Source organism: Neobacillus canaveralius (assembly GCF_047237705.1).
Taxonomy (GTDB): Bacteria; Bacillota; Bacilli; order Bacillales; family Cytobacillaceae; genus Neobacillus; species Neobacillus niacini_K.
On sequence record NZ_JBDFLL010000001.1, the window covers coordinates 3322257 to 3341120 of the forward strand.

The 18864-nt window shown below is 35.7% G+C and carries 14 protein-coding genes; 2 read left to right on the forward strand and 12 right to left on the reverse strand.

The features are described 5' to 3' along the window. Nucleotides 1-81: 81 nt before the first annotated feature. From ABC255_RS16745 to ABC255_RS16770, 6 genes are all read right to left on the reverse strand, one after another. Nucleotides 82-825: a GDSL-type esterase/lipase family protein gene (locus ABC255_RS16745; RefSeq protein WP_412995206.1), complete on the reverse strand. Its 744-nt coding sequence runs from the start codon at nt 823-825 to the stop codon at nt 82-84. A gap of 272 nt (nt 826-1097) precedes the next feature. Continuing rightward, nucleotides 1098-2216, reverse strand: coding sequence for a YhfM domain-containing protein (locus ABC255_RS16750; protein ID WP_412995208.1), 1119 nt, complete (start codon nt 2214-2216; stop codon nt 1098-1100). Continuing rightward, on the reverse strand, nt 2200-2727 hold the full coding sequence (locus ABC255_RS16755) for an RNA polymerase sigma factor (RefSeq protein ID WP_412995209.1): 528 nt from the start codon (nt 2725-2727) through the stop codon (nt 2200-2202). The genes ABC255_RS16750 and ABC255_RS16755 overlap by 17 nt, the downstream gene beginning before the upstream one ends. 247 nt (nt 2728-2974) lie before the next feature. Next, entirely contained in the window at nt 2975-3388 is a 414-nt protein-coding gene (locus tag ABC255_RS16760; RefSeq protein ID WP_412995211.1) for a hypothetical protein, read from the reverse strand. 209 nt (nt 3389-3597) lie between these two features. Then, complete coding sequence (locus ABC255_RS16765; protein WP_412995213.1) at nt 3598-4707, reverse strand: GerAB/ArcD/ProY family transporter; 1110 nt, start codon at nt 4705-4707, stop codon at nt 3598-3600. Nucleotides 4708-4995: 288 nt separating this feature from the next. Then, nucleotides 4996-5316, reverse strand: a complete 321-nt coding sequence (locus tag ABC255_RS16770) for a ribonuclease E inhibitor RraB (protein ID WP_412995214.1) — start codon at nt 5314-5316, stop codon at nt 4996-4998. Between the two features lie 359 nt (nt 5317-5675). Here ABC255_RS16770 and ABC255_RS16775 point away from each other — a divergent pair, with 359 nt between their 5' ends. Further along, nucleotides 5676-7301 carry a PTS sugar transporter gene (locus ABC255_RS16775; RefSeq protein WP_412995216.1) on the forward strand — a complete coding sequence of 542 codons (1626 nt, stop codon included), beginning with the start codon at nt 5676-5678 and terminating at the stop codon, nt 7299-7301. A 146-nt stretch (nt 7302-7447) separates the two neighbouring features. Here the strand turns inward: ABC255_RS16775 and ABC255_RS16780 are convergent, their stop codons facing one another. From ABC255_RS16780 to ABC255_RS16805, 6 genes are all read right to left on the reverse strand, one after another. Continuing rightward, a complete protein-coding gene (locus ABC255_RS16780) occupies nt 7448-7846 on the reverse strand; it encodes a group-specific protein (protein ID WP_412995218.1) in 399 nt (132 codons plus the stop codon). A gap of 187 nt (nt 7847-8033) precedes the next feature. Further along, on the reverse strand, nt 8034-9281 hold the full coding sequence (locus ABC255_RS16785) for an L-lactate MFS transporter (RefSeq protein ID WP_412995220.1): 1248 nt from the start codon (nt 9279-9281) through the stop codon (nt 8034-8036). A gap of 147 nt (nt 9282-9428) precedes the next feature. Continuing rightward, nucleotides 9429-10196 carry a LytR/AlgR family response regulator transcription factor gene (locus ABC255_RS16790; protein ID WP_412995222.1) on the reverse strand — a complete coding sequence of 256 codons (768 nt, stop codon included), beginning with the start codon at nt 10194-10196 and terminating at the stop codon, nt 9429-9431. Between the two features lie 2 nt (nt 10197-10198). Then, entirely contained in the window at nt 10199-11854 is a 1656-nt protein-coding gene (locus tag ABC255_RS16795) for a LytS/YhcK type 5TM receptor domain-containing protein (RefSeq protein ID WP_412995224.1), read from the reverse strand. A 365-nt stretch (nt 11855-12219) separates the two neighbouring features. Further along, a complete protein-coding gene (locus tag ABC255_RS16800) occupies nt 12220-15963 on the reverse strand; it encodes an AAA domain-containing protein (RefSeq protein ID WP_412995226.1) in 3744 nt (1247 codons plus the stop codon). Between the two features lie 202 nt (nt 15964-16165). Further along, a complete protein-coding gene (locus ABC255_RS16805) occupies nt 16166-18073 on the reverse strand; it encodes a 3'-5' exonuclease (protein ID WP_412998573.1) in 1908 nt (635 codons plus the stop codon). Nucleotides 18074-18308: 235 nt separating this feature from the next. Here ABC255_RS16805 and ABC255_RS16810 point away from each other — a divergent pair, with 235 nt between their 5' ends. Beyond that, a complete protein-coding gene (locus tag ABC255_RS16810) occupies nt 18309-18692 on the forward strand; it encodes an ABC transporter ATP-binding protein (RefSeq protein ID WP_412995227.1) in 384 nt (127 codons plus the stop codon). The last annotated feature ends 172 nt before the right edge of the window (nt 18693-18864 follow it).

Sequence of the window (18864 nt, forward strand, 5' to 3'; positions counted from 1 at the left end):
AAGGGGCTTCGTTCAGTTGACATTTATTTCCTTCAGAAAAATCGGCTGAAAGATGTGTGCTTTTAATATGACAAACAATCTTTACTTATTTTCTTGAATCGCTTTCCAAAACTCTTTCGCTACCACTTTATATCCTTCTATGTCCAAGTGAATATCTTGCGGATTTGGAATGTATTCCTTCTCATGTTTTTCAATCACTGTAGCGGTTGGAACGAAGATATCACCATTCCTACTAGCTATACTTTGGATCGTTTGATTGAAAGCATCCAATAACGGAAGTAACGCGGCTTGCTGTTCCTCTGGTAAATGAGGGAATGGATTATAGTAACCCATTACATATACCTTAGTTTCGGGATTGATTTTATCAATTTCACTTAAGATAACGAAAAGTCTTTCTCCGATTACTTTTAATACCGTTTGAGCCAACGCTGGATTTGCTTGAATTCTAGGTAACTCTGCAAGTAGATCATTCGCTCCAATATCGATGGTAACAAGTTCTGCATTACCAATAGATTCTTGAAGACTAGCATTCTTGCTGTTAAAAGGATTGAGGAGTTCATCTAAAATATGTGTTGTCCTATACCCTGACACACCGTAATTGTCGAGTTCAACATTGTATTGAGATTGCTCAAAACGGCTAGCAAGATAGTCCACATAACCATCCGCATCAACTCCAAATGGTGTTCGTCCTGCTGCTAGTGAATCACCCAGAGCAACATAATCAAAATGTTCCTTTTTGATATTCTTTGCTGAAGCGGTAAATGGGATTGAAACGAATAGCGAACCAATAATTAAAGCGCTTACAAATCTTTTTCTTATTTTCATAAATCTCTCTCCCCCTACTTAATTTATTACATACCGTAATACGTTCTCTATTAAGAATTAATTTTCCTTCCATTTAGAAAAATAATTTTGGTTGGTGACTTGGTGGTTATATTTACTTCCATTTTTTTTGCAAATTCTTATTGACCAAGAAAATACACAAAATGATTAATTTGTTTTATGTATTGTATATAATTCTCAACTACCTTTTCGTTTCCTAATTCTGAAATAACAGAAGGCAACGGATCAACTCCGCTGCCTTTTCACTTACTGTTTTATTGGGCGATTGTGTTTATATCATCGATTAATTCTTTTGGTAGCATATAAAGTGTATGCGTATCATTTTCATTCATAATAGTCCCACCATCATTCCCAATCCATAGTGAGTATTTTGATATTGTTTTGTCTTCAAAGGTCAATATAAAAAGATAATCAGGAGCTAGCATATCAAAAACACCAACTCTTTTTTCTGCTCTTTGGATAGCATCAACTAGAGTCTGAAGTTCATTTGGGTTTTCTTGTTTATAAGTAAGGTGTGGTTTCTTGACATCTAACAGACTTTCACCAACTCTTGAAACAGTTGCACTTAAAACAGTTTGTCCGCCCAATTTTACAATTTTAATATGGTTGCTTTTATCTCCTTCAGGATTCTTAATTTTTATCTGCTTGGCAATTTTAATTAGGTCGTCAGAATTATTACTACCAGAAATTTCATAAATAAATTTATCAGTTACCATAAATATATGGGTTGTTTGATTTTCTGATTCGGTAAGAATAGCTGAATGATTATGGATGCTTGTTACTGGAATATATTTGGGATAATTCTTTATTAACGAATCAAATGCAAGACTTACTGAATCTTGTTCATTAATCTTTGGTTGGATAGTTAGACCTTTATCTCCTGGATATAATAAATTGACCAAAACTTTTCCTTGTTCCTTTTTTGCTATAATCTCCGGTTTCCCACTATTAGGTAAAAAAGAATGAATTGAATCCATTGAAATGGTTGCTTCTTCAGTTAAAGTTAGGATTTTGGCAGCAGGATAACTTTCAATTAAATTTTGTTCTTCTGCCGAAAAAGCAATTGTTTCATCCCCATTCTTTATCTGTAACTCCGATTGATTTATTTCTTCATTATTGCCCCCATTCGTAAATGGAACATGGCTAACGTTTTCGGATAAAAATATGAAACCAATGAATAATACCGCAGCTAATGCCCCAATCCTAACTGAGTGCCCAATAAATCTGTTGAATTTAGACCTATATGATTGTTTATTTAAGTCAGTAATAAGTTTCTGCTTTAATTCATTGCTATTTGCTTTTTTCCAAATCATATCTGACTCCAATTTATACAGCTCATTATCTAATATGCTATGCTCAGACAATTTCTTCACTTAGAATCCTCTCCTTCAATAACCTTTTTTCTAAAGCTTGGATTGCTCTAAACAGCGTTGACTTTACCTTACTTTCAGACCATCCCAAAATGATTGAGGTTTCTTCGATAGAGAACTCTTTTATTTTTCTAAGTATGATTACTTCTCGGTAAGAATCCTTAAGTTCTGCTAAAACATTATACAGTTGCTGAGAACTTTCTTTTATCTCTACTATTTCTTCCGGCAATGGCTTAAGGTCTTTTTTTAACAAAAGTACATCTTGTAAAATGGTAAATGGCTTTCGTTTCCTAATGTAGTCAACCGTTATATTGTGAGCTATACTAAACAACCAAGTTTTAGGATTGGAATTTCCCCTAAATGAATTAAAATGAATGTAAGCCTTCAAAAAAGTTTCGTGTCTTAAATCCTCAGCAGATTGATAATCTTGAATCATCATATAGATATATTTAAATATTGATTCATGGAACTGTTCGTACCACTCTAAAACCTCTTTATCCCTTATATCAGACAAATTCTTCCCCCCAATATTTTAACTAGATGTTTAGACGTTTAACTCAATTAAAAGTTTTACTTTTACATTTTTTTCGTTCTTCTTTTGAATTTCTAGACTGTCCCGTTTGTTCAATTAAGTTCAACAAAAATAAGCGTTAATCCTTCATGGATTAACGCTCACGATAATTTAAGTACATTTATATGTCATGTCTAGTAAAAGCCGGTTCCTGATAAAAAATCCACCTGTCTGCCAAACTCAAGGATGATTATTTCTGTTCCAGTTTATTCACTTTTCTCTTTACATCAGCCATCTCTTTGAATAAAAGCTCAATATCTGAGTTTACATCCAATGCTAATGATTTCATATCTTCTCGAATATACGTGAAGTTTTCAGTCATTAGTGTGGCTGTTTGTTTAATTAATTCTTTTATTTCATTTTGACCTGCTGTTAATAAATCTTGACCCTTTTCCAAATTCTCCGTCCGACTTATTAATTCTTTCTGACCTTTTTCTAAATTTCCCGTCCGGCTTATTAATTCCAGCTGGCCTTTTTCTAAGTTTTCTGTACGAGCTAGTAGATCTTTTTGACCAGCAAAAGTGTTATAAGCGGAGATTTTCCGGTTAAATTCATCATGGAGCTCATTTCGGGGAATATAAGCGGAGGATTTCCGCTTATTCAAAGCAAAGTCTCTCATTTTCTAATTTTTTGTGCCAATAGACGGAATCTCTCCGTCTAATTAAGCACTTTTTAATAATATTTGCTTATTAAGCGGAATTTTTCCGTTTATTTATCAGTTCTCGTGCTTAACCTAATCCCTCAACCCATAAGTCCGGATTCTCTGGATTCTAGATACGGTTATGCAAACAAATTCAACAAAAAAGCTTGATTTTAGGCTGTAAAATTTACTGAATTTAACCTTTTACGAATAAATGCAATGAAGAACAAAATAAGCGGAAAAACGATTTGCATTAGGATATGAAAATACATATTAAGAAATACTCTACCAACTACATAAAAATGTTCAACATCACTCGATGCATGTAATAGGGATAATGGAACAATTATGGTTCCGAGTGCAACCAAAATAGAACGGTGATCCTTTAGATGAAATAAATGCGCAATACCAATAGCAGCACCATAAGTCCAACCTCCAATTTTAAAAAAAACCCCGGAAACCATTAACAAAATAACTAATGCATCAAATCGTTCAAGAAAGTCTGCTATAGAAACTTGCCTAGTAGTCTCTAGTAGAGGAAACTTTACGAGCGAGTATATTTCAGGTCCTAATACACTTATATTCATCATTGCATTAAACATTAATAACATTCCACCTATCACAATTACGGAAATGCCTATCTTTCTGGAGTGATGGCTGTTGTTTAGTACTGGACAAAACATTAATATAATGATCGTTTCACCAAATGAGATAAGTGTATTGGGAAAAGCCTCTTTTACTATTGGTTTTACACCATTACCTACAACAGGAGTAAGATTATTCAAATTGAAATGTTCAACACTAAATAAAAGAATCCAAACCAGAACAATCGCAATAATATAAACAGGAAAGATTAATTCCCCCATACGGCCAAATGGTTCAACACCGCCCCTTAAGCAATAAATCACCAAAACCATAAAGCTCCCAATAATGACAACAAATGGAGTTTTCGTTAATATCGTTGAGATTATCAATTCCCCAAAATTTCGGCACGCAGTGGAGGCAAGAAATACGAAATAAAAGATATAAAATAAATTTATTGGAAATGCAAGATATTTGCCGATGATTTTAGGGACCATCTGGATTAATGTGTCCCCAGGATAATATGCAGATATTTTACTATATAGTAACATTAAGAAAATACCGCTTATCATACCTAAAGCAATTGCCAACCAAGCGTCCTGCTTTGCACCTGCCCCAAATGGAAGAATCATTGTATTACCAACCTCGAAACCAACAATCACATAAAAAAGTTGGAGCGTACTAATTTTTTCTTGTTTCATTCTGTACCCTCAATGAAATGTTTATTAATTATACAAAATCAAAAAATATAATTATTCATTATCATTTCCTTATAAGGACATTTTAGCCATTTATAATCAGGTACATGGTATTTACATACACCTAGTTAAATAACGTAAAAAACAAGCCTATAAGAAATGTTATAGGCTTGTCTAATGAATAGTATTGACACTCTTTATTCTCGGTTTTATATGTGTAAATAGGAACGTTTCCGTGGATAAATAGTCTGAGCGCGGTCTTCTACTAATAATAGAGAGCCCTCAATCATTTTATTCTACAAAAACACCCCAACCGTCAGTATAACCACCATGTGGTTTACTTAAGTTATTTAATTTATTCTGTATTTTAATTAATTCATTATAATATAATATCATTCTTTTAGAGCAGCAACATGCCCACTCTTCAGTTTCGTCGTCTTGCTCTAAGAAACAATTGAATCCTTCTTTTTTTAGTACTTGCGATAATTCTTCACCTGTTGCTTTATTAGGCACGGCAACAAAAAAGTCCACTGATTGTTGTTTTTTAAAATCTACTCCATCTTTATATAGACTATGTAAAGCATCTCCATCAGCATCATTTGGAAATTTCATTCGTTTTTCCTCCATATTCTAGTACTTTCATGTTTTCATTATAATTCACTTATTTCATTTCGGCTAACCATCAATATTTATTGTTCAAAAAGATATAAAGCTACAACTGCAATTCGGGAGGTACAAAAATCTTAATAAAATTCAATTTCTCCAAATTGCCGCTACAGTTTGTCAGGTGCTGACAGGCACAAAATCTCCTCCAATTTTGATACACCTATTCTACCACTTCGCAAAGTTTTTATCTTTTTTGATTTAACACTTTAATAAACTAAAACTTTACTTTATTATTGAGTTAAACTATTAAACACTCATCAAACTTGTTAAAGTTAGTTGAACTGTTTCAGAAAGGATGTATGGATATGGATACAATATCCACAAAAAAGAAAGTCGCAATTCTGGGAAGCAGCGGCGGTAACCTGTTTTATTTGGGAGGAAAAGAACCTGAAAAACTATTAGAAGAGCTTCTATTGCAAATCGATGCTGCCGGTATGGTTTGCGGGTCACTACAGTTCATAGCAGCAAAAGCTTCTATGGATTCCGTGAAGGAAGATACCACGGCTGAATTGTATAGTTGGGATGATAGTATTCATAAACCAACTGTCATAGCAAGAGGAACCATTGCTGACATAAACAAAGCTGCTTCCCATCTTGATTCCGAAATTGCAGCAAAGATTACAAATAATGAAATCGATGCGGTAATTTTCATGAGTGCGGATCCAAATGGAGCCAATAAAAGCGCCGTTGAAGCAGCTGCTGACAAGAAATTGCCTGCAACTGGAACAGGTGGAACCTCCATGGCTGCGATCGCTTCAAAGGGTTTAAATGTCATCTCCACATCAGGAACAACGGGAACAACCAATCGAACACGTGCCGTTACCTTTCTTACTTCCTTAAGTAAACATTTTGGTGTTCCTTACCGTCCTGTCATCGGAAAAGCAATAGATAGCAATCAGCTGGAGACATCCTCTGTTCGGTCATTTCAACGGATCAACCTTCGTGGAATGATGCTTTCTTCTCTTCCAGGTTTTATTGCCATGGCCCTAGTTTTAGCGTTGAGTAAAATTCCTGGATTAACGATGCTTGGAGAAGTATTTGATCTGATGATTAATGCTCTACCTGTTATTCTTGCTGTCGTGGCAGCTAAACAAGTGGCAGACCTTGATGATGTTTCAATCGTGGCAGGAATTGTTGCAGGTGTATTATCGGTGAAAGGCGGAATTATTGGAGGTATTATCGGTGGTATTTTAGCAGGGCTTTTGGTCCAATACATTTTTAGAAAATGTGTTGAATGGAAGTTTCCCGCAACAACCGTCAATATCGCAGCAGGAGGAATTGCTGGGCTGATTTCTGGATTGGCTGTGTTCTTCCTCATCGCCCCTGTCGCCTTATGGCTGGGTGAAGGAATCCGCTCATTACTGGACCTGCTTGTCTCTACTAACGGGATAATCGCTGGTCTCATTGCAGGGCTGTTAATTTGGCCAGCGATTATAGGCGGCATCTATCACGCAGCAATCCTGCCCATTGTGCTGTTAGAAATGGAACAGACTGGGAACAGCTTTTTAGGTGCCGTTGACATGGTAGGACTAGTAATGGTGTCAGCTGGCATTACCCTAGCCAATATTGTCTCTCCACGAGATAAAGGCGAATCAGCGGTGGCAGCACCTGGATTTGCCATTAATATGGGCTTTGGTACATTTGTCGAAGCCGCTTATCCGTTTATGTTTTCAAACAAATATATCTTTGCGGGAGCCATTCTTTCATCCGGATTTGGCGGATTACTCGTGGGACTGTTTGATGTCCGAGGAACAGCCTATGTTCCATCCTTTATGGCACCACTTTTATCCAATAATATGAGTGGCTTTATCATCGCAATGGCTGGAAGTTTAATCAGTTCGTTTCTCATTACCCTTTCCATTAATAAAATCAATGTGAAAAAGAGTAAAGATATGGTTGGTAAGCAGCAACCAAATAATATAGCAGGTTAATAAATATCAGCTGAGACATTATAATAGAGTCTATCTTCCGAGTAACGGGTTCAGTTTTCGAGTAGAAAATCTTAATTCGTAACCTAATTAGCATAAAAATAAGTAATTGTTTCAACATTAAATTAACAAAATAAAAAGCGATGGATTTAGCTCTCCATTGCTTTTTGTTTTTCCTTACTGTTTGTCACTTTGGTTAATAACTCATCAATAGTTCCAATCACTATCTCAACTTCAGATAAATGATAAAATGTACTTGTTGTTTCAAAGTTACTTACCTCATTGTTTTGAGAGTAAAGATATATCTTTTTTCCTTGCCCTAACGCAATACCAAATTCAATATGACTTCCTTTACCTGCTGGTAGTAACATTATTAAAAAATCTGCTTCCATTACTGCTTTTTTCTCTTCTTGACCAATTTCTTTTAAATCTTCGATTGTCGAAGCTTTATTATTTTTTGTCCAATCATACGTTTGAACATAGCCCTTATTTTTTAACTGTTCGCTAACAATTCGAACTACCTCTACATTTTGAAAATGATGCAACATAAAATTTTTTCATTATTGTCTCCCATACTTATACTTTTCCAGAGTAATAACTAAGTAAATTTTAACAAATAATTTAAAAAATAAAATCCCTTCTGTGAGACAGTTTCCTATCTGTCTGCACAAAAGAGATTTTTTTTTTAGAGAACCTCACCAAAATATTTTCTTACTTCAACACAATTTTCCATTATTAACTTGCACGTGTATCCGGTGTGAGGCTATTGATTTTACCAGTATTCCTTTTAACCTTCGTAGTTGGTTTTCCATTGCCAGGTGCTTTTATCATGAGAGCGATGATGACCGAAACAATACTTAAAACGGCAATCAGCTTAAAGGTAGGGATTACGCCGCCTAATGAAGTGGCGATAAAAGAACCAGAAATGGCACCAATACCGAATCCTTGATAAATAATTCCATAGTTTTTACTTTGATTTTTTAAACCAAAGAAATCCGCTACGATGGCTGGAAATACGGTAATATTACCGCCAAAACAAAACGCAATCGCTGCAACACATGCAAAGAACAATCCATAGTTAAGAGGGACAAAGCTTAATACTGTAACTGCGGCTGATGTAACCAGTAAGGCACATGATACCACTCGGAGACGACCAACTTTATCGGATAATGCTCCAAGAATGATCCGTCCACTTGTATTAAATATTGCCACCAATGCCACGGCATTACTTGCTGTAGCAATATCAAGCCCCGCCATTTTAACACCGATATCCTTCACAATTCCAATCAGAAATAATCCGCTCATACAGCTTGTGAAAAATATCACAAATAAGAGATACGCTTCCTTCGTTTTCAGCATTTCTTTCACGGTGTAATCCTTTTGAACAATGCCATTTTGGACGGTCAACTCTTGAGCAATTTTTGCTTCCTTTACTAAAAAGGAACCACCTACGACCATAACTAAGACGATTAATCCCCAAAAAAAGAATGCTTGTGTAACCCCGACCGATTCGATGAATGACCCATTAATAAATTTGAATAACAAACTGCCTGTCCCGTATGCTCCAACCGAAATACCAGATATCAATCCTTTACGTTCCGGAAACCATTTAATTAAATTTGATAATGAAGTGATATAGGCAGTACCATCCGCTGCACCCACAATGACACCAGCCAGAATATATAGCATCCACAGGGATGATACTTGGGAGCTAATGATTAATCCTGCTCCAAGCACAATGCCAGCACCTGTAAGTAGCCGGCGTATCCCCCATTTATCTTGTAGCTTGCCCGCCACTAACGTAGATAAAGCCAAGGCTAGGCTGGTTATAGAAAAAGTAAATGATACGGAATTAAGCTTCCAGCCAAAATGATCTACCAATGGCTGATTAAACAAACTCCAGGTATAAATAGTACCTAATCCCATTTGTACGATAATGGTCCCGATAACAATCAACCATCGACGATCCAAGCTTGTTTTCATTACATTCTCCTCTTTTCTTTCAACTAAAATGATCATTTTATCATGAGTAATTTTTAATTATCTTGTTCACGTGATCATCATATCATTGAAAAAAGAGGAAGAAATCGGTTTCAGAATGAAATGCTTATTATTCGGAATGAATGGAGATTATAGCTGCATGATTTGTCGAAACTCTTTCACCTTACTTCTGCTTACAGGAATTTCCGCGTTAAGATCTTTAAGTCGGAGCACGTAGGTTTGATTAAACCATGGGACAATTTCGCGGATTTTCGTTAAGTTAACACAGTAAGATCGGTGACAGCGATGGAACATATCCTCAGGTAGATGTGCATGAAATTCCGAGATACTCATCTGCATCGTATACACCTCATTCTGTGTATAAACCAATGTCACCTTTTCACTTGCTTCCGCATAATAAATGTCATTTGCATCGGTTACGATGATTTTCTCGTTCTTTTTTAAATTAATTCGGGTAGAAGCCTTTGTATGGGCCTTTTCTTCCTGCCCCCTTGTATTCAGACTTCTTTCTGGGATCAACACCTCGGTTTGATCTCGTTTATAAGCAGATTCAAGCCTATTTAACATCGCAGCAATCCGTTTCTCATCATAGGGCTTTAGAACATAATCAAATGCCTCAAGCTCAAATGCTTCTACCGCATGTTCTTTATAGGCGGTGGTAAAGACAATATACGGTCTTTTGGAAAATTTGCTAATGGTACTAGCCAAGAGCATACCATTAAGGGATGGTATATTAATATCCAAAAAGATGACATCTGTTTCTTGCTCTTGTAGAAATTTCAACACATCTAAGCCATCATCAAAGAAATGAGTCACTTCGATTTCACTATAGGCTTCTATTAAATACTCCAATTCTTCTCGAGCTGGAATTTCGTCTTCGACAATGATCGCTTTCATAATTACTCCTTTACAATTTCAAAAAAAACTTCTGTTCCCGGTAACAGTCGGTGAATCACCAGGCCATTTCCATAGATCAGTTTGACGCGTTGATGAACGTTATACAAGCCGATTTTGTTCGCAGGCACCGTATCATGCTGCAAATCGTAGATGACATCTTCACTGATCCCTGCACCTGTATCCTTGACGGTGACCCTGATTTTGTCTCCCAAATCCTTGACTGATATGGTTACAACTCCGGGACCTTTATTCTTTAAGATGCCATGAACAATGGCATTCTCTACTAACGGCTGGATAAGAAGGCTTGGTATGTTTACATTTACTTCATCAACATCATATTCTACAGTCAGACGGTTGCCGAAACGGGCTTTTTCAATTTCCACATAATCGCGGACCTGCTCCAATTCTTTATGGATGTCAATCAATTGATCACTGATCTCTAAATTGTAGCGCATATAACCAGATAGATTGATAATCAACTCTCTGGCCTTTTCCGGATTCTTTCGTGTCGTGGAGGCAATCGCATTGAGGGCATTAAACAAAAAGTGCGGATTGATCTTTGTTTGAAGGGCCTTCAACTCAGCCTTATTTGCTGCTTCCTTCATCTGTTCGATTCGGGAAACCTCCATGAGAGTAGAAATAATCTGTGATAAACCAATCGCCATTGTCTGAAGTGAATACGTCATCTTATTGGCTTTGCGATAGTAGATTTTTAGGGTTCCTGTCACCTCTCCATGTTCCTCAAAAGGGACAATCAGCAGAGAGTGAATTTGAGGCGTTTGGTCATCCGCAATTTGATTTCGAATGATTGACTTCCCCGTTCGAATCGCATCTTTTGTCAAATCGCTAATAATTTCCTGACCCGTCACATATCGCTCTTCTCCAAAGCCGACATACGCGAGCACATTATGATTATCTGTAATGGCCACTGCATCTGCCTTAATTTCATTATTAATAATCCTACATATCTTCCTTAGAGACTCAGTATTAATCGAGCGAAAATATGGGAGTGTCTTGTTGGCGATATCCAATGCTAACTTGGCTTGTCGTGCCGCAATTGTTTCCTTTTCTCCCTCAACACTCATGACAAGTAAGATAATCAGACCAATGTTAACCTCTCCGACAATCATTGGAAAGGCAATCTTTGAAACAATATCCAAACCGAGTGAAAATGGCTCTGATATGGCAAGAATCAATAGCATGGTCAATACTTCACAAAGCATTCCAGCAATGATTCCGTAGATCCAACGCAACGACCTCTTCACCTTACGATTAATATATCCAGAAACAATACCGGCAATAATACTGGTGAATAAGCATGGGACGGATGTGACTCCGCCAATATCAATCAAATAGCGATGGATGCCTGAGACGACACCTGAAATAATCCCCACCCAGGGACCAAACAAAATACCTCCCGAAACAACGGCGATAATTCTGGTATTCACCAGTGAACCTTCGACATTAATCCCAGAATAGGTACCAAAAATAGCAAATAAACAAAACATAAGTGTAATCACAAGCCGCTCTATGAGAGAATGTTGATCTTTTTGAAGAGATTCCTTAAATCTCGGAATCCGAATCATGAAAAACAGACTAATCAACAGCAAAGCAGCTCGTTCAAACAAATGTATCAGCATTTCTAATGATGTATTCATCGAAAAATTCCCTCTCAATTTAACCTTTTATATCTTGTGTGCCATTGATCTCCCCACATTCATTTTTAGTGTGGACGTTTTATAGGGAAAGTCTGCTTTTTAATATTATTTAGTATGTAGAAACTGTTAACCATTAACTGTATTATTTTATACAAAAAATAGCGGTTAGTAAAATAAATGCAAGTTTACTCCTTATAGATTTTCTTAAGTGGTGAGAAATATGGAAAGTAATAAATTAAGCGATATCTTAATAACTCAATATTTGATAGTCTTTTACCTCGATTTAGTCAGAAAATAAACAAGCCTATAAAAACATAAATAGGCTTGTCAATTTAAAATCACTATTATAGGAACTACGGTTTATATTATTTATGAACCACTCTATCTCGAACATCTTGACTTTTTACTAATGCTTTTATTTTCTGATCGATTCTTTCTATCTCAGTAGATGAGTTCTTCCACCAATTTCGACTCCATATTCGTTCAATGGTCCATCCTCTACTTTCAAGGAACCGTTGTCGGTAAACATCTCTTTCCTTTGCATTCGCAGAACTATGATACATGGCTCCATCACATTCTATTCCCAAGATGTATCTGGAAGAGTCATGCGGATGAAAAACGGCTAAGTCAATTCGATAACCTGACATGCCTACTTGGGTAGCCACCTCATATCCTAAATTTTTCAATTGATTATACACCTGTTCCTCAAATGGAGAATCAAAATGTAATTCTAAATCTTGCACATGTGTATTCACATTTTCATTTACTTCTTGAATAACTGCCTTAATCTGGTCAACAAGTGAGTTTGATACAGCTTTAACATATTTTAAATATGCTTTAAGTAATTTGGGTCCCATTTGGGCGGTGTTTGCAACATTAAGTTCTTCGGGTTCAATACTAGAGACCACAATGATTCCCTCTTTTGCCCTTGTAACAGCAACATTTAACCGATTTTCTCCACCTTTTTGATTTAACATACCAAACCTGTTATAGACCTTACCTTCCTCATTTTTGGCATAACCGATTGAGAAAAGAATAATATCGCGTTCATCACCTTGAACGTTCTCGATATTTTTTATAAAGACTCTTTCATCCAGTTCTTTTGCCATGACCTGATTATAAACTGAATTGAATTCCGGATCTTCCATTAATTTTTTATCGATAACATCCTGTATTTTCGTTTGCTGCTTTGCATTAAAGGTAATAATCCCAACTGATTTTCCAGGCTGCTTAATTAAAAGATCTTTTAATATGTTTACGACCTCAATGGCTTCTACTTCATTGGATTGATTAATCCATATACCCTCCACTTTTTTCCATGTAATAGCTGGCGGATTTTTGAAAGGAACAACATTAGGTGCAATTTGAACATGCCCATTATAAAAGGCATGATTGGAATAATTGATTAACTCTTCATATTTTGAACGATAATGCCATTGCAGCAACCTCTCCGGGAATCTTCTCTTAGCTAAGTTTAATAAGCTAAGTGAATCATCTGTATCATATTGTTCTTCCTCCTCATCATCCGATACCATGGAGGATTGGAACATATTAAAAGGTGGTAGCTGCTTTTCATCTCCAGCGATGATAACTTGTTTCGCACGGTAAACCGCCGGAATGCCACTTTCTACTGTACATTGGGAGGCTTCATCGAAAATGACGATGTCAAATATCGCTTCCTTTAATGGAAAAATAGATGAAACAATTTCAGGGGATGCCAACCATACAGGCATGATATCTACTAGTCCATTACCGGCAAAATGATTGACTAATTTTCGAAGCGACCAAACCTGTCTCTTCTTACCTACCTGATGCTTTAACTCCCTGATACCTTTTGGGTGGTTGGATTGAGCTGATTCTACTTTTTTTGTTAGTTTATTTATTAAAAAATGTGTGGCAATCTTTCTCTTCTCTTCAACTAGTGTTGCGAAAGATTCTCTTATCCTTGAAAATTCATTGGTTGAAACTTTTTGCACCTCTGGGTATTTCTTTTCGGTCTGGTCAATCCATTGAACATACGCAGAGTTTCTAAATAATTCAACCCAATAGTCAGAAAGGGTTAATTCATTCGTTGTTTTTTTCTTTTGTAGTAAAAGAATGACCTTTTTCTCTAGTTCCGAACAATGATTCCAATAGACATCCATTTGCTGTATATCTTCGAAATCCCGATGGAAATATTCAACAATTTTATCTAATTCAATTAAAGGGATATCCCCTTCGGATATTCTATTTTTATAACCCTCAATGGTTGAATCACTTAGATATTTTTTAAGCTTGTCCATTTCTTCAGCCATTGTTTTTGTAACTTTACCCAATTGATTCATCATTATGAGAGATTTTTTAATTTTCAACCATTCCGGCGAACTCGTGCCTTTGAACTTTTGTCCTTCCAATAATTCTTCTATAATCGTCTTACCGGAAAATGAGGTCCACCACCATAGTCTAAGCCCTTGTAATGTTTTTTTAGTACCATCTTCTATATCCGGATAAATTTTATCGAGTTTATTTTCAATTAACCACGTATAAGCTGGAGTAATTTTTTCATGATCTAATGAATCCAGGTACTCAACTGACTTTTTTGCCTTTTCAATTATTTCGTTCAGCAATTCAATCGCTTCTAACTTCTCCTTCATATTAAAATTCCCAAAGGACTTTCTTTCTTTTAATGGGTAGTCATCATCTCCGTACCGTTCAAACCATTCAGCATAGGTATAGGCTTTTTCAGACACATCTTCTAAAACATCTTTATTTAATGCTGATAATAATTCCGTTAAATCAATGATTTGATTGGTATTTTCAATAGGTTTTGCTAATCCATACAGATCGTAAAGCCTTAATCCAAAGTCCTGGTACTCATATAAAGCATTTGCAATTTTATTTAATAAATCTTCCTGAGTAGATAATTTCTTGGAGGTGGAAGCTAAATCTTTTATTGCGTTTTCATATGCAACTTGATTTTGTTCAAGCAGGGCACCAATTTTTGCATAGAGCTTTTTTCGGTCATTTTTTTCATCATGGACTAGTGCAACATGATTACTTAATCCCACACTTTCTAATCGTTGATTTACCACATCCAAAGCAGCTCGTTTTTGACATACAACTAATACTTTCTTTTCTTGATTAATTGCATCGGAAACTAAGTTAACAATTACTTGCGACTTCCCTGTCCCTGGTGGCCCATGGACAACAATACCTTTTTTATAGCGTGCCTCAACCAAAATCTCCTCTTGAGAGCCATCGGCTTGTAAGAGATTCAAAATCTCGAGTTTTTCCGGTATCTTGTCTTTTTCGTTTTCAACTTGATCTCCATCTCTATCAAGATCATGATCTAGTGGGTCTATAAGTTCTCCAGCGAGAGACAAATCACTTTCTTCTGAAAGTTCGATTAGTTCCTCATAATCTTTTACTAATGAGGAACCTCCTTGAGGGAAATTCCCGATAATGGCATTTTCCAATAAAGTTAAATTCGCTACTTCAGGAACTTCATCTGTTTTATATTCACGTAATTTCGTTATTCCTTTTGGAACAAACGATACATTCATTTCATTTTCCTTCATAAAGGATAGCCATTCATCATAATTGAAATTCGTTGAAATTTCAGCGGCTTTTTCAAAAAATTCTTCGGCAAACGTCAGATTATTTAACTTTTTGAATGCTAAAAACAAAGTGCGATTAATCTGTGGACTGCCTTCATCTAGTTTTAATACCCATTTTTGTGAATTTACATTGTTTCTTTCTAGTCTAATCGGATATAAAAATAAGGGAGCTTGAAAAAACGTACCATCATAAAGTTTCCCTGACAAAAAAGGAAAACCCAAATAAAAATCGTGGATTCCTGTTTCCTCTTCAATTGCTTTTATGTTTCTATACAAGTCAGTAAGCTTTTTAGAAATGATCATGGACTTTTCATTTGTAATGGTGGGCTTAAGTATAGTAATTTCATTTTTAGACTGATTAATAATTTGCTCAACAACAAGTGAACTTACTTTCTCCTTTGATAACAAGGCTAGGGTATCCAGTTCCGTTACATCAAAGCTCCACTTATTATATAGTTTCAATAATCGGATAGAACGATTACGCCTACTAATATCATTAAGTTTATCCCTCATATGTATTAACTTATCTTTCAATTAAAAGACCTCTTTCCATTTTTCCAATAACCACTAATTTTCCTTTGTCTTTCTTTTATAATTCCTTTTTTTAAGTTCCTTTAATCCATTTAAAAAAGCGAAAAATAATTACTGCAGAACTCTTTTCTAATATCGTCAAAAAGAGTCTATACAAATATATAGGCTCATTTTTGTATAAAAATTAATTTACTTTTCCAATATCAATCTTCTTCTGTTTCCTATCTTCCAAAATACTGTCAAGATGTAGAGTGAACTCTGATTCTCCTGAATAAGAGAGGCATAAGTATTCTTTAGCTCTTGTCATTCCAATGTAAAGAAGTGAAACTTCCCTTTCCTTATTCTCCTCAAGCGGAAATGGCATAGAATCCACATTAACAATAAAAACCGCTCTAAAATCCAATCCTTTACTGCTATCAATCGTACTAATTTTAACTTTACCATCATCTTTTTCATAAGAGCGTTTTGAGATGTCGTTTTCCGTAATCCAAAAGTAAGCTAATCCCTCATCCTTCAAGGACCGCTTAATAATATCAATAATAGGATATTTATGAGTCCGTTTAACACGGTAAAGAATTAAGATGTCCTCTAGCGGTACTTTTTTATCCATATGTAATTTCTTTATAGAGCGAGCTACAATTCTCATTTCCTCAAAAAAATTAGCTGCCTTTACGATACCAGGCTCTGGACCTCTCCGCTTGGTACTCTGTGGGGCAATGATCTCACCCTCTAGTTCACGATTGACCACTTTATTCTTAAACATCGAATGATTGCGGTAAAATTCCCAAGCAAATTTAACAATCTGCTGGGTGTTCCGATAGTTAATAGAAAGAACCTTTGATCTTCCACGAAAACTTAGACCTGTATCTTCAAGGTAAGAACGCTTCCGCTGATAAATAGTCTGAGCGCGGTCTTCTACTAATAATAGAGACTGTGTATCTGCATTAATCAGTAAACTAACTAATCGGAGCCAGTCTGCTTCAAAGTCTTGTCCTTCATCAATCAATACGGCATCATATGTAGGTAAAATCGCTTCATCTTTCTCTAGTTTTTCTATGATATTTGGAAGCTGCTGCTCCCTTATCCTTAAATCATTCTTTAACCAGGAGTGAAAATTCCTCACAATGATATTCTCATTTTTCACAGACTTAGCGTTTGGATCAAAATCAAATAAATCCTCTGGCTCATTGAGCATATGATGGATCATTTGCTGGATCGCATTCGACAGAGAAATATTGTAACAAAGAATGAGAATCTTCCAGTCTGGATTCTGTTTTGATAACATCTTTGCTCGACTTGCTAAGATAATCGTTTTCCCACTACCAGCAACTCCACGTATTAAGCGATTCTTATCCCCTATCTGTTTCGCTAAATTCTCCTGATGAAGATCCATTGTCTTAATATCATGTAAGGATAACAGAAGCTGGTCCTGATATGGTACAGGTGGCTTGTATTCAGCACTAATCCGTACTTCCGGAAATAAGTGATAACGAATCGCATTGATATCCTCTATGGATAGCGATTCCTTTAAACGGAATGGAACGACAAACATATTGAGGATCTTTTCCATTAATACTTCTTCTGAAAATCCCTCTTTGTCTGGGTCAATTTCATCTCTGGTAAAACAAAGATTCGGCTCAATGACTGAATAAAGTCCCTCTTGGACAAAATCCTTAGAATACAGCCTCGTAAAAACAACCCCATGACCATAAGGGAACTTTAATTGAAACTTATATTTTCCGTCTAATTGAATTAGACTTTTATCCTTTTTCAATGTATCAACCACATGAAACATATTGTCCCTTGCCTGTTTCATTGGACTTTTAATCACCGCTTGATCTTCAGAGGTAGTAACGATATGCCATTCATCATGGTTAATCTGAAAAAGGGTATTTTTCGTATAATCTTTTACTTCTAATACAACAATGCCAAGGTCGGGCCCAATAATGACAAAATCAGGTCTTCTTCCTTGTATATCAGGTTCATAATAAACTATGTAATCGTCTGGTAAAAAGGTCTTAAGCGTTCGAAAAAACAGCCTCTCCCCTGTTGTCGCAGATGATCGAATTGTCTCGGGAATCGTAATAGCCATAACAACCGCTCCAATAATTGCAATTTTCTCCATTATACTACAATTAGGTCATTTCACCCATAATATTACAAAATACTTCTAGTTTCTTAAGAATTAATCGATATTCTATGACTACTTTCTACCAAAATTAACAAATGACTCCCAAAAGTATTGTGTTTTACATTATATTACTTTATTAATAGTATTATGGGAAAATAAGACCAGACAAAAAATGTTAGGACACAAAGAAAGTAGAGTGAACGAATTGTTAAAAGGTTTAATAGAAAAGTTTTTTAAATCAAATCAACCTATTAGTACTCCTCAAAATCAATCAATAAGTCAAGCGGACGTGGAGGCATTAGTCGAATCAAAGTTAAAGGAACATGCTGCTGCATTAGAAACTACACTCGCTGAAAAGGGAAATCAAGTTTCCAACCAGGATGAAGAATACACGTTATCAGCAAAGCAGATCGAATATGCGCTTTTGTTGATTGAAAAAGTAAAAGAGGAATTTGAACTGGCAATCGAACCTACTAGATTAACCATAAAGGACCTTAATAGATTAATTGCCTATAATCGCTATAAAAATATGGGAACGCTTATTAATCTTGTGAAAAAGGGTGTACTTAAAAAGAAATAAAGCAAAAAAATCCTAGGCCCCAAATAAGGGCTAGAGGATTTTTTGCGTATTTTTAGAGAAATAATTATCATCGGGACCTCATCATTTCAATGTTATCTTTTGCCTCAACCAAATACTAGAGGTTCGTAGAGTACCTTCGTTTAATGATGACCACTCCATTCAAAAGATTAAT